A 12415-nucleotide genomic window follows, 5' to 3' on the forward strand; every position below is an offset into this window, starting at 1 on the left:
TGACGGAAAGCTTTTGGGCAAGGTTCTCCAACTTGAGAGGCGAAGACATGGGTTCGTCGGATGCAAAGACCGCGGCCGCGCAAATCGGCGTCACCGGCCTGGCGGTGATGGGCTCGAACATCGCTCGCAATTTCGCCCGGCACGGCTACACGGTGGCGCTGCACAACCGGTCGGTCGCCAAGACCGACGCGCTGCTCAAAGAGCACGGTGACGAGGGCAAGTTCGTGCGGTCAGAGACCATCGCGGAATTTCTGGACGCCTTGGAGAAGCCGCGGCGGGTGCTCATCATGGTCAAGGCCGGTGACCCCACCGACGCCGTCATCAACGAGCTCGCCGATGCTATGGAAGAAGGCGACATCATCATCGACGGCGGCAACGCCCTCTACACCGACACAATTCGCCGCGAGAAGGCGATGCGCGACAGGGGCCTGCACTTCGTCGGCGCCGGAATCTCCGGCGGGGAGGAAGGCGCGCTCAACGGCCCGTCGATCATGCCGGGCGGCCCCGCCGAGTCGTACAAGTCGCTGGGCCCGCTGCTCGAGGAGATCTCCGCGCACGTCGACGGCGTCCCGTGCTGCACCCACATCGGCCCGGACGGCGCCGGTCACTTCGTCAAGATGGTGCACAACGGCATCGAGTACTCCGACATGCAGCTGATCGGCGAGGCCTACCAGCTGCTGCGCGATGCCCTCGGCAAGACCGCCGAGCAGATCGCCGACGTGTTCGACGAGTGGAACAACGGCGACCTGGACAGCTTCCTGGTCGAAATCACCGCGCAGGTGCTGCGGCAGAAGGACGCCAAGACGGGCAAGCCACTCGTCGACGTCATCCTCGACGAGGCCGAGCAGAAGGGCACCGGCCGCTGGACGGTGAAGTCGGCTTTGGACCTCGGCGTGCCGGTGACCGGCATCGCCGAAGCGGTGTTCGCCCGCGCGCTGTCGGGTTCGGTGACGCAGCGCAAGGCCACCACCGGGCTGGCCTCGGGCGAGCTGGGAACCAAGCCGGGCGACACGCAGCAGTTCGTCGAGGACGTCCGTCAGGCCCTGTACGCGTCCAAGATCATCGCTTATGCGCAGGGCTTCAACCAGATTCAGGCCGGCAGCGCCGAATACGACTGGGGCGTCACGCCAGGCGACCTGGCCACCATCTGGCGCGGCGGCTGCATCATCCGGGCGAAGTTCCTCAACCGCATCAAAGACGCATTCGACGAAGATCCCGACCTGCCGACGCTGATCGTCGCGCCCTACTTCCGCAGCGCGATCGAGGCCGCGATCGACGGCTGGCGTCGCGTCGTGGTGACCGCCACGCAGCTGGGCATCCCGATCCCGGGCTTCTCCTCCGCGCTGTCCTACTACGACGCCCTGCGCACCGAGCGGCTGCCCGCGGCGCTGACCCAGGGCTTGCGGGACTTCTTCGGCGCGCACACCTACGGCCGGATCGACGACGACCCGGACAAGCGGTTCCACACGCTGTGGAGCGGGGACCGCAGCGAAGTGCCCGCCTAGCGGGGTACTACTGGAGGACACGAGGGGGCAGGGCGACGACGATGAGATTCCTGGACGGGCATGGGCCCGGCTACGACCTGACCTACAACGACGTCTTCGTCATGCCGGGCCGGTCGGAGGTCGAGTCGCGCTTCGACGTCGACCTGTCCACCAACGACGGGTCGGGCACCACCATCCCCGTCGTGGTGGCCAACATGACCGCGGTGGCCGGGCGCAGGATGGCCGAGACGGTCGCGCGCCGCGGCGGCCTGGTCATCCTGCCGCAGGATCTCCCGATCACCGCCGTGCAGCAGACGTTGGATTTCGTCAAGAGCCGTGACCTCGTTCTCGACACCCCGGTGGTCCTGGCGCCCGACGATTCGGTGTCGGATGCGACCGCGCTGATCCACAAGCGTGCGCACGGGGTTGCCGTCGTCGCGTTCGAGGGCCGCCCGATGGGGCTGGTGAGCGAATCGTGCTGCCTCGGCGTCGACCGGTTCGCCAGGGTGCGTGACGTCGCGATCACCGACTTCGTCACCGCCCCGGTCGGCACCGAGCCGCGCAAGATCTTCGACCTGCTCGAGCACGCCCCGATCGGGGTTGCCGTGATGACGAACGCGGACGGCACGCTGGCCGGCGTGCTGACCCGCACCGGGGCCGTCCGGACCGGCCTGTACGCCCCGGCGGTCGACGCGCGCGGGCGGCTGCGGATCGGCGCGGCCGTCGGCATCAACGGCGATGTGGGGGCCAGGGCGCGCTCCCTGGCCGAGGCGGGCGTCGACGTGCTCGTCATCGATACCGCACACGGGCATCAGGCGAAGACGCTCGACGCGATCCGCACGGTCTCCTCGCTCGACCTGGGCGTCCCGCTGGTGGCGGGCAACGTCGTCTCGGCGGAAGGCACCCGTGACCTGCTTGGTGCCGGGGCCGACATCGTCAAGGTCGGCGTCGGGCCGGGGGCGATGTGTACCACCCGGATGATGACCGCCGTGGGCCGCCCGCAATTCTCGGCTGTGGTCGAATGCTCCTCGGCGGCAAGACAATTGGGAGGGCATGTCTGGGCCGACGGCGGCGTTCGGCATCCGCGGGACGTGGCGCTGGCGCTGGTGGCCGGGGCGTCCAACGTGATGATCGGATCGTGGTTCGCCGGCACCTACGAATCGCCCGGGGACCTGATGCGCGACCGCGAGGACCAGCCCTACAAGGAGAGCTACGGGATGGCGTCCAAGCGGGCGGTGGTCGCCCGCAGCGTCGCCGATACCGCATTCGAGCGCGCGCGCAAAGCGCTGTTCGAGGAAGGCATTTCGACGTCGCGGATGGAACTGGACCCCGACCGCGGCGGTGTCGAGGACTTGATCGACCACATCACCTCGGGTGTGCGCAGCACGTGCACGTACGTCGGCGCCGCCAACCTGACGGAGCTGCATGAGCGCGCCGTCGTCGGGGTGCAGTCGACCGCGGGCTTCGCGGAAGGCCATCCGCTGCCGTTGGGTTGGTGACCCGTTCCGCCGGAATGGCGAGGGCTATGCGTCGGTGCTCGGGCGCTGCAGCGCGTAAAGCGACATCCGCCGGTTTCTGGCGTCGTGCTCCCCGAGGAAGGTGCATCCGGCGTTCTCGCACAGCCGGCGCGCCGCGGTGTTGCGGTGATCGGGGTCGAACATGATGCGCCGGCAGCGGGGCTCCATGGAAAAGGCGCTGGCCACGATGCGCGGCAACAGCATCGGGCCCAGCCCCCGGTTCACCAGGTCCGGGTCGGCGATGGCGGCGTGCAGCCCCAGGTCATAGGCCTCGGCCTCGTAGTAATGTGAGATCAAGTCCTTTGCGCCCCAATATAACTCGAGATAGGCGCAATCCTTTCCGCGGATGCTTCCGAGCAGCGGTAGCGAATACGTTCCGTCGAGCTGTGCGACGAGATGTCGCTCCCACCGCGGCGTCGGCCAGTCGTATTCCCAGGCGGCCGCCAGGTGCGGGCGGTTCATCCACTCCGACACCGTGCCGGCATCCCCGCGTCGAGCGACCCGCAGCGCGAACGGCGGCTCCAGGGCCGGGACCGGCGGCGGGCCTATGCGAGCGATCTCGTCGGCGATGTCGAAGCGCTCGCGCGGAAGTACTTGCGCGGATTGGGTTTCGGGAGGGGCTTCGGACGCCATAGTGCGCACAGCCTACCGAGTAAGGTTAGGCAACCCATAGTCAGGTCCCGTGGTGGCGAAGTGCGCCGACGAAAACGGTGGTTGACCGGACGTGGGACGGACCGGGCTACCATAAGTCAGCAAAGACGGAGGCGACCGCGTCCGCACCGGATTCAGGCAGCGAAGGGATCGACGTGCCGCAGGCACCCGTGCAGGCCATGGGATTTCGGGTGCGGCAGCCGTCGGACGAGCCGCCCGATGCGGAGCCTTCCCCGTCGAGTCCCACTAGGCAATCGGCCAACGGGCGGCGTGACCCATGAACGTCACCGTCGCCGTCCTCAGCGTCGTGGCCATTGCGGTGCTCATCTTCGGCAACGCGATCTTCGTCGCCGCCGAGTTCTCGCTCACCACGCTGGACCGCAGCGCCGTGGAGGCCAACGCCCGCGGCGGCGGACGCCGCGACCGGGCGATCCGGCGCGCCCACCACAAGTTGTCGTTCCAGCTATCCGGCGCTCAATTGGGCATCTCTGCCACCACATTGGCGGCCGGCTATCTGACCGATCCCATGCTGGCCGACCTGCCGCACCCGTGGTTTGACGCGATCGGGATATCCGACCGGGTGGCCGACGCGATTATGGCGTTCCTGGTGTTGGTCATCGTCACCTCGGTATCGATGGTGTTCGGCGAACTGGTCCCGAAATACCTGGCCGTCGCCCGACCGCTGTCCACGGCGCGGGCCGTGGTGGGCGTCCAGCTGCTGTTCTCACTGTTTTTCACCCCGGCGATCCGGCTCACGAACGGCGCGGCGAACTGGATCGTGCGCCAGTTGGGTATCGAGCCGGCCGAAGAGCTGCGGTCGGCGCGGTCGCCGCAGGAGCTGCTGTCGCTGGTGCGTTCTTCGGCACGCAGCGGCTCCCTGGATGCGGCCACCGCGTCGCTGGTGCGGCGCTCCCTGCAATTCGGCACCCTGACCGCCGAGGAATTGATGACTCCCAGGTCGAAGATCGTGGCGCTGCAGACCGACGACACGGTCGCCGACCTGGTGGCCGCGGCGGCGGAGTCGGGATACTCGCGCTTCCCGATCGTCGACGGCGACCTCGACGAAACCGTCGGCATCGTGCACGTCAAACAGGTGCTGGCCATCCCGGCGGCCGAGCGGGCGGGCACGCCCCTGATCACGGTGGCACAGCCCGTTCCCGTGGTGCCGTCGACGCTGGACGGCGACGCCGTCATGGGCGAGATCCGCGCCAACAGCCTGCAGACCGCGATGGTCGTCGACGAATACGGCGGCACGGCGGGCATGGTGACGGTCGAGGACCTGATCGAAGAGATCGTCGGCGACGTCCGCGACGAGCACGACGACGCCACCCCGGACGTGGTGGCGGCCGGGACCGGTTGGCGCGTCTCGGGCCTGCTGCGCATCGATGAGGTGGCCACCGCGACCGGCTTCCGCGCGCCCGAGGGACCCTACGAGACCATCGGCGGACTGGCGTTGCGTGAATTCGGCCACATCCCGGTGGCCGGTGAAACGGTCAAGTTGCCGGCCCTGGACGCCGACGGGTTGCTGGACACATCGCTGCGCTGGCAAGCGACCGTCATCCGGATGGAGGGGCGCCGGATCGACCTGCTCGAGTTGATCGAGCTGCGTGGCGACAGCCCGGCGGCAGGGGGCTCCCGATGAACAACACCCTGGGCGTGTTCCTGGCGATGCTGCTGATCGGCGTCAACGCCTTCTTCGTCGGGGCGGAATTCTCGTTGATCTCGGCGCGGCGCGACCGCCTCGAAGCGCTGGCCGAACAGGGCAAGGCCCGGGCGGTCACGGTGATGCGCGCCGGAGAGCAGCTGCCGGCCATGCTGGCCGGGGCGCAGCTCGGAGTCACGGCCGCCTCGCTGCTGCTCGGGCGGATCGGCGAGTCGGCGGTCGCCGACCTGCTGCGGACGGCGCTGGGCCTGACCACCATTCACCCAACGCTGCTGCACACGCTGTCGTTCGCGATCGCGCTGGCGATCGTGGTGACGCTGCATGTGCTGCTGGGCGAGATGGTGCCCAAGAACATCGCGCTGGCCGGTCCCGAGCGCACGGCGATGCTGCTTGTGCCGCCCTACCTGGCCTATGTGCGAGCCGCGCGGCCGTTCATCGTGTTCTACAACAAGTGCGCCAGCGTGGTGGTGCGCGCACTGGGCGTGGAACCCAAGGAAGAGCTCGAAATCACCGTCTCCCCCATCGAATTGAGCGAGATGATCGCCGAATCGCGATCCGAAGGGCTGCTGGACCGCGAGGAGCACACCAGGCTGACCCGGGCGCTGCAAATCGGCACCCGCGTCGTTGGGGACGTGGCGGTCCCGCTGGCCGATGTCCACGCGGTGCGGGTGGCCGCGGCGGGCACCGGCCCGACGGTCGGCGCCGTCGAAGAGGCCCTGGCCCAGACCGGCTACTCGCGGTTCCCGGTGGCCAACGTCAACGGCGAATTCATCGGCTACCTGCACATCAAGGACATGCTCACGCTCGGTGACGACCCACGGACGGTGATTGACCTGGCGATGGTGCGGCCGCTGCCGCGGCTGCCCAAGTCGCTGCCGCTGGCTGACGCTTTGTCGCGGATGCGCCGCAGCAACAGCCATCTCGCGCTGGTGACCGGCGCGGGCGGCGACGTGGTCGCGATGGTGGCCATGGAAGACCTGGTTGAAGACCTCGTCGGCACGATGCGCGACGTATAGGGGTACTGGTCGCGGAGTGGGGCCGTAGCGAGCCCGTATGATTTTCAACGGCTACCAGTCAAGAAAGTGCTGGCGGGCGCAGGATGCCAGGCGCACAGATGCGTTGCTGGAATTCGACCCCCGGGCTCGCCGCAGCGGCATGGTTAGAGCTGTCAGCGCGGCCTGACCTGGTGTGGCAGGTTTGGGCGGATACGCTCACCAGGCTGCTGCTCGGTACGCTGAAGACATTGCCACTCCGAGCCAATGGCGGCTTGGTGAGGGTTCATTATGGAGGAGAAACATGACTGATCGCGTGTCGGCGGGGAACCTGCGCGTCGCCCGAGTGCTCTACGACTTCGTGAACAACGAGGCCCTGCCCGGCACCGACATCGACCCGGACAGCTTCTGGGCCGGGGTCGACAAAGTCGTCACCGACCTCACGCCGAAGAACCGGGATCTGTTGAACCGCCGCGATGAGCTGCAGGCGCAGATCGACAAGTGGCACCGCCAACGCGTGATCGAGCGGTTCGACGTCGAGGCGTACCGCCAGTTCATTACCGAAATCGGTTACCTGCTGCCCGAACCCGAGGATTTCACGATCACGACGTCCGGCGTCGACGACGAGATCACCACGACCGCGGGACCGCAGCTGGTGGTGCCGGTGCTCAACGCCCGGTTCGCGCTCAACGCCGCGAACGCGCGCTGGGGCTCGCTCTACGACGCCCTGTACGGCACCGACGTCATCCCCGAGAGCGACGGTGCCGAAAAGGCCACCAGCTACAACAAGATTCGCGGCGACAAGGTCATCGCCTATGCGCGCAACTTCCTCGACCAGGCGGTGCCGCTGGAATCCGGGTCCTGGGCCGACGCGACGGGACTGTCCGTCGAGGACGGCCAGCTGAAGGTCGCGACCGCCGACGGATCCGTCGGCCTGGCCAGCCCGGAGAAGTTCGCCGGCTACACCGGCGAGCTCGGCTCCCCCAACTGGTCGGTGCTCCTGGTGAACCACGGCCTGCACATCGAAATCCTCGTGGACCCCGAGTCGCCGATCGGCAAGACCGACCGCGCCGGCATCAAGGACGTGGTCCTGGAATCGGCCGTCACCACGATCATGGACTTCGAGGACTCGGTGGCCGCCGTCGATGCCGACGACAAGGTGCTCGGTTACCGCAACTGGCTGGGGCTGAACAAGGGCGACCTGTCCGAGGAGGTCGCCAAGGGCGGCAAGACCTTCACCCGTGTGCTGAACCAGGACCGCACCTACACCACGCCCGACGGCGAGGGCGAGCTGACGCTGCCGGGCCGCAGCCTGTTGTTCGTCCGCAACGTCGGCCACCTGATGACCAACGACGCCATCGTCGACGCCGACGGCAACGAGGTGTTCGAGGGCATCATGGACGCGCTGTTCACCGGCCTGACCGCGATCCACGGGCTCAAGACCGGTGACGCGAACGGCCCGCTGGCCAACAGCCGCACCGGGTCCATCTACATCGTCAAGCCCAAGATGCACGGACCCGACGAGGTCGCGTTCACCTGCGAGCTGTTCAGCCGCGTCGAGGACGTCCTGGGCCTGCCGCAGGCCACCCTCAAGGTCGGCATCATGGACGAGGAGCGGCGCACCACCGTCAACCTCAAGGCGTGCATCAAGGCCGCGGCCGACCGGGTGGTGTTCATCAACACCGGCTTCCTGGACCGCACCGGCGACGAGATCCACACGTCGATGGAGGCCGGTCCGATGATCCGCAAGGGTGCGATGAAGAACACCACGTGGATCAAGGCCTACGAGGACGCCAACGTCGACATCGGCCTGGCCGCCGGCTTCAAGGGCAAGGCGCAGATCGGCAAGGGCATGTGGGCGATGACCGAGCTGATGGCCGACATGGTCGAGCAGAAGATCGGCCAACCCAAGGCGGGCGCGACCACCGCGTGGGTGCCCTCGCCGACGGCCGCCACCCTGCACGCGATGCACTACCACTACGTCGATGTGGGTGCCGTGCAGGAGGAGCTGGCGGGCCACAAGCGCACCAAAATCGACGAGTTGTTGACCATCCCGCTGGCCAAAGAACTGGCCTGGGCCCCCGAGGAGATCCGCGAGGAGGTCGACAACAACTGCCAGTCCATCCTCGGCTACGTGGTGCGCTGGGTCGCCCAGGGTGTCGGCTGCTCGAAGGTGCCCGACATTCACGACGTGGCACTCATGGAAGACCGTGCCACGCTGCGGATTTCGAGCCAGCTGCTGGCCAACTGGCTGCGTCACGGGGTGATCACCGAGGAGGACGTGCGGGCCAGCCTGGAGCGGATGGCGCCGCTGGTGGACGCGCAGAACGCCAAGGACGCGGCGTACCTGCCGATGGCGCCCAACTTCGATGAGAGCATTGCGTTCCTGGCAGCCCAGGACCTGATCCTGACCGGGACGCAGCAGCCCAACGGCTACACCGAGCCGATCCTGCATCGCCGCCGGCGCGAAGTTAAGGCCCGCGCGGCGCAATCAAATTGAGCTCGTGCCTTAATCGGGCTCGCGGAGCATCGGTGCCGCTGACGACTAAGATCAGCGGCGGGTTCACAACAAGTCGGATGGATCGACGGAAAGGCGACGGACACCGCTATGGGTAGGCACAGTTTGCCCGACCCTGGGGACTCCGTCGACGAGCCATACGAAAGCGGCGACACCGACGACCGTCACCGGGACGCCGATAGCGAGGACTACGCCGACGAGGGTGACTATCCGGTCGAGGACGACTTCGACCCCGAGGAAGACCCCTACGCCGCCGAGGAAGCGTTCGAGGCCGGCACCGCCGACGACTACCCGGAGTTCCCGCCGCGGCAGCCCGGGCCGCCGAGCGCGGAGCCACCGGCCTCGTCGCCGTCGCTGTTCGGCCGCGGCCACCGCGGCCTCGGCGATTGGCGGGGCGGCCATCGCAGCGAGGGCGGCCGCCGCGGAGTCAGCATCGGCGTCATCGTGGCCCTCGTCGCCGTCGTCGTGGTGGTGGGCAGCGTGATCCTGTGGAGCTTCTTCGGTGACGCGTTATCCAACCGCTCGCACAAGGCCGCCGGGCGCTGCGTGGGCGGTAAGGAGACGGTCGCCGTCGTCGCCGACCCGTCGATCGCCAACTTGGTGCAGCAGTTCGCAGAGACCTACAACTCCTCGGCCGGCCCCATCGGCGACCACTGCGTGGAGGTCAGCGTCAAACCGGCCGGCTCCGACGCGGTGCTGAACGGCTTCATCGGCAAGTGGCCCGCCGAGCTGGGCGGGCAGCCGGCGTTATGGATTCCGGGCAGCTCGGTCTCCGCCGCGCGGCTGGCCGGGGCCACGGCGCAGAAGACGATCACCGACAGCCGCTCGCTGGTGACGTCGCCCGTGGTGCTCGCCGTCCGGCCGGAACTGCAGCAAGCCCTGGCCAGCCAGAACTGGGGGGCGCTGCCCGGGCTGCAGACCAACCCGAACGGCTTGGCCGGCGTGAACCTGCCGGCCTGGGGGTTGCTGCGGCTGGCCCTGCCGATGAATGGCAACGGCGACGCGGCGTTCTTGGCCGGAGAAGCGGTGGCGGCCGCGTCGACACCTCCCGGCGCGCCGGCGACCCAGGGCATCGGAGCGGTGCGCGCCTTGCTGAGCGCGCAACCCAAACTGGCGGACAACTCGCTGACGGAGGCAATGAACGCGCTGCTCAAGCCCGGTGACGCGGCGACCGCGCCGGTGCATGCGGTGATCACCACCGAGCAGCAGCTGTTCCAGCGTGGCCAATCGTTGCCAAACGCGAAGGGCACGTTGGCTTCCTGGCTACCGTCCGGGCCGGTGCCGGTCGCCGACTACCCCACAGTTCTGCTCAGCGGCTCGTGGCTGACGCGGGACCAGACCTCGGCGGCCAGCGAGTTCGCCCGCTTCATGCACAAGCCCGACCAACTCGCCAAGCTGGCCAAGGCCGGCTTCCGGGTCAACGGAGTCAACCCGCCGAGCAGCCCGGTCACCACGTTCCCGGCGCTGCCGGCGACGGTGTCGGTGGGTGACGACGCGATGCGAGCGACGCTGGCCGAGGCGATGGCCAGCCCGTCGAGCGGGCTGGCCGCGACGATCATGCTCGACCAGTCGATGCCCGGCCAGGAGGGCGGGAAGTCCCGCCTGGCGAACGTCATCGCCGCACTGCAGGACAAGATCAGGGCGCTGCCACCCACCTCAGTGGTGGGGCTGTGGACGTTCGACGGCCACGAGGGACGGTCGGAGGTGCCCGGCGGGCCGCTGGGCGACCCGGTGAACGGCCAGCCGCGTTCGGCGGCGCTGACCGCAGCGTTGGACAAGCAGTACTCGTCGCCCGGCGGCGCCGTGTCGTTCACCACGCTGCGCATGATCTACCAAGAGCTGCAGGCCAATTACCACCCGGGCCAGACCAACTCGATATTGGTCATTACGGCGGGTCCCCACACCGACCAGAGCCTGGACGGTCCCGGATTGCAGGATTTCATCCGCAAGAGCGCGGACCCGGCCAAGCCCATCGCGGTCAACGTCATCGACTTCGGCGGTGACCCGGATCGCGCGACGTGGGAAGCGGTCGCCCAGCTCAGCGGTGGTGGCTACCAGAACCTCGCCACATCGGCGTCCCCGGACCTCGCCGCGGCCATGAACGCCTTCTTGAGCTGACGCGCGGTCACTTTTGTTGGGGCCGAGTCCAATTCAGACTCGAGAGCTAATCGAACATCGGGTGGGTAACCGACGATCCACTGACGTCGAAGCCGACTACTTACTCCAATCGTGATGCTCCCGCTGAACATGGTCGACACACGCCGCGCGATCGGCCTCGTGGACCACCCGCCACTCCGCCGGAAGATCAGCAAAAGCCGGTCACAGACTGTGTTGCTCCTCGTCATTGACTAACACCGAAAACCTGCCATCGTCATCATCAAATGGGTCGACGCTCACCGATCCGCCATAAACCTGCCCACGTGACCCATTAACACCTCACCAACCTGGTGCCGGTGCTCAGCCTCGGCACTCGTCCTCGTGCGGTGGCCTACAGCGGCATGTCTGGTCTCGTCGCGTTTAGCTCGGGCAAACCGGACTCCACACGCGACCGAAATTTCGAAACATCATGGGGTGGATACACAGCCTAGTAAATGCTTGAGTTGTTCACCGTACTTGCTGAGCGATTCGGTGGTGAGCATCTCTTCATGTCTACAGCCGACCGGGTGTTCTGTAATCTCGCCAGTGACATAAGGTCGCCAGCTTTCTAGCGAGGATGAATTACACTCGCTCGCTTCCCGTACGGCGGAAAATATGGTTATATCGCCATCGAAAACATTGGGTTCATGAGTTCGAGATAATTCGGTGTTGGCATTAAGGTTCTGGAGAATCAACTCCAGAAGCTGCTTATATCGGGAAATATCGACAGCCGCGTGTTGGCGGACGCGTTCTTCTACCCACTCGTACGTAAGCAGCTCATCCTGTTCAGGTGCAGCAATATCGAAAAATCGCAAGACCTCTTCCAATACGGCCTTCTCGATTACATCTGGGTCAAGTGCGGCGTCGCCGCCGACGACGCTGGGATGGGCATCGAGAAGGATAAGGCTTGGGATATCGAATCCACGTCGCTGAAGCTCGATGGCGACTTCATGGGCGACCACACCGCCAAAAGAATAGCCAATAAGATTGTAGGGACCGCCAGGATAAAACTCTTGGAGTCTGTCGGCATAATTCCTCGCCATATCGCGAACTGACCGGGGTTCAGCTTCTTCGCTCTGCAGGCTTTGTTGAATTCCGATGATCGGACAGTCCAAGTAATTGCCAAGAGCCTGATACGGCCAACTCATCCCGGCCCCGGGATGAATGCAGAACAACGGAACACCGGTGCCGCGCTGCAGAGTCTGAATCGGAACTACTTCTAGCGCAGGCGTATTAGCTGCGTGGAACTGCTGACTCAAACTGGTTACGGTGGGGGCCTCGAAAATGGTACGTACGGGAAGGTTGGCATCCAGGCTGGTGTTGAGCGCGGCGATCAGGCGCATCGCCGACAACGAATCTCCCCCCAGTTCGAAGAAGGAGTCGTCGACCCCGACGCGTTCGAGTCCGAGGATTTGGGCGTAGATGTCGGCCAGGATTTCCTCGGTGGGAGTGGT

Annotated in this window: 8 protein-coding genes and 1 pseudogene; 6 read left to right on the forward strand and 3 right to left on the reverse strand. The window is 66.7% G+C overall.

The genetic code is table 11. From position 1 onward, the window contains the following. Positions 1-47: 47 nt before the first annotated feature. Both gndA and A5781_RS03450 read left to right on the forward strand, forming a co-directional pair. Complete coding sequence (gene gndA, locus A5781_RS03445) at positions 48-1505, forward strand: NADP-dependent phosphogluconate dehydrogenase (protein ID WP_067201211.1); 1458 nt, start codon at positions 48-50, stop codon at positions 1503-1505. Between the two features lie 41 nt (positions 1506-1546). Then, on the forward strand, positions 1547-2983 hold the full coding sequence (locus A5781_RS03450; protein ID WP_067201214.1) for a GuaB1 family IMP dehydrogenase-related protein: 1437 nt from the start codon (positions 1547-1549) through the stop codon (positions 2981-2983). Between the two features lie 24 nt (positions 2984-3007). Here the strand turns inward: A5781_RS03450 and A5781_RS03455 are convergent, their stop codons facing one another. Then, on the reverse strand, positions 3008-3634 hold the full coding sequence (locus tag A5781_RS03455; protein WP_067201217.1) for a GNAT family N-acetyltransferase: 627 nt from the start codon (positions 3632-3634) through the stop codon (positions 3008-3010). Positions 3635-3929: 295 nt separating this feature from the next. Between A5781_RS03455 and A5781_RS03460 the strand changes: the two genes are divergently transcribed. From A5781_RS03460 to A5781_RS03475, 4 genes are all read left to right on the forward strand, one after another. After that, positions 3930-5294 (forward strand): hemolysin family protein, encoded by a 1365-nt coding sequence (locus A5781_RS03460; RefSeq protein ID WP_067201220.1) that lies wholly within the window; start codon positions 3930-3932, stop codon positions 5292-5294. Next, positions 5291-6331, forward strand: a complete 1041-nt coding sequence (locus A5781_RS03465) for a hemolysin family protein (protein WP_067201223.1) — start codon at positions 5291-5293, stop codon at positions 6329-6331. The genes A5781_RS03460 and A5781_RS03465 overlap by 4 nt, the downstream gene beginning before the upstream one ends. Positions 6332-6611: 280 nt before the next feature. After that, positions 6612-8807, forward strand: coding sequence for a malate synthase G (locus tag A5781_RS03470; protein ID WP_067201226.1), 2196 nt, complete (start codon positions 6612-6614; stop codon positions 8805-8807). A gap of 108 nt (positions 8808-8915) precedes the next feature. Continuing rightward, positions 8916-10943 carry a substrate-binding domain-containing protein gene (locus A5781_RS03475; RefSeq protein ID WP_067201229.1) on the forward strand — a complete coding sequence of 676 codons (2028 nt, stop codon included), beginning with the start codon at positions 8916-8918 and terminating at the stop codon, positions 10941-10943. A 96-nt stretch (positions 10944-11039) separates the two neighbouring features. On the opposite strand, the pseudogene A5781_RS24770 reads toward A5781_RS03475, so the two are convergent. Then, a pseudogene (locus A5781_RS24770) lies at positions 11040-11222 on the reverse strand (MbtH family protein). Between the two features lie 167 nt (positions 11223-11389). Further along, positions 11390-12415 (reverse strand): thioesterase domain-containing protein (locus A5781_RS24775; protein WP_156624355.1); only part of this gene is annotated, 1026 nt, incomplete at its 5' end.

The organism is Mycobacterium sp. 852002-30065_SCH5024008, from assembly GCF_001665645.1.
Classification (GTDB): domain Bacteria; phylum Actinomycetota; class Actinomycetes; order Mycobacteriales; family Mycobacteriaceae; genus Mycobacterium; species Mycobacterium paraffinicum.

Bases quoted from the DNA above. Each gene is read 5' to 3' on its own strand.
- gndA (WP_067201211.1), top strand. From the start codon at position 48: ATGGGTTCGTCGGATGCAAAGACCGCGGCCGCGCAAATCGGCGTCACC.
- A5781_RS03450 (WP_067201214.1), top strand. From the start codon at position 1,547: ATGAGATTCCTGGACGGGCATGGGCCCGGCTACGACCTGACCTACAAC.
- A5781_RS03455 (WP_067201217.1), bottom strand. From the start codon at position 3,634: ATGGCGTCCGAAGCCCCTCCCGAAACCCAATCCGCGCAAGTACTTCCG.
- A5781_RS03460 (WP_067201220.1), top strand. From the start codon at position 3,930: ATGAACGTCACCGTCGCCGTCCTCAGCGTCGTGGCCATTGCGGTGCTC.
- A5781_RS03465 (WP_067201223.1), top strand. From the start codon at position 5,291: ATGAACAACACCCTGGGCGTGTTCCTGGCGATGCTGCTGATCGGCGTC.
- A5781_RS03470 (WP_067201226.1), top strand. From the start codon at position 6,612: ATGACTGATCGCGTGTCGGCGGGGAACCTGCGCGTCGCCCGAGTGCTC.
- A5781_RS03475 (WP_067201229.1), top strand. From the start codon at position 8,916: ATGGGTAGGCACAGTTTGCCCGACCCTGGGGACTCCGTCGACGAGCCA.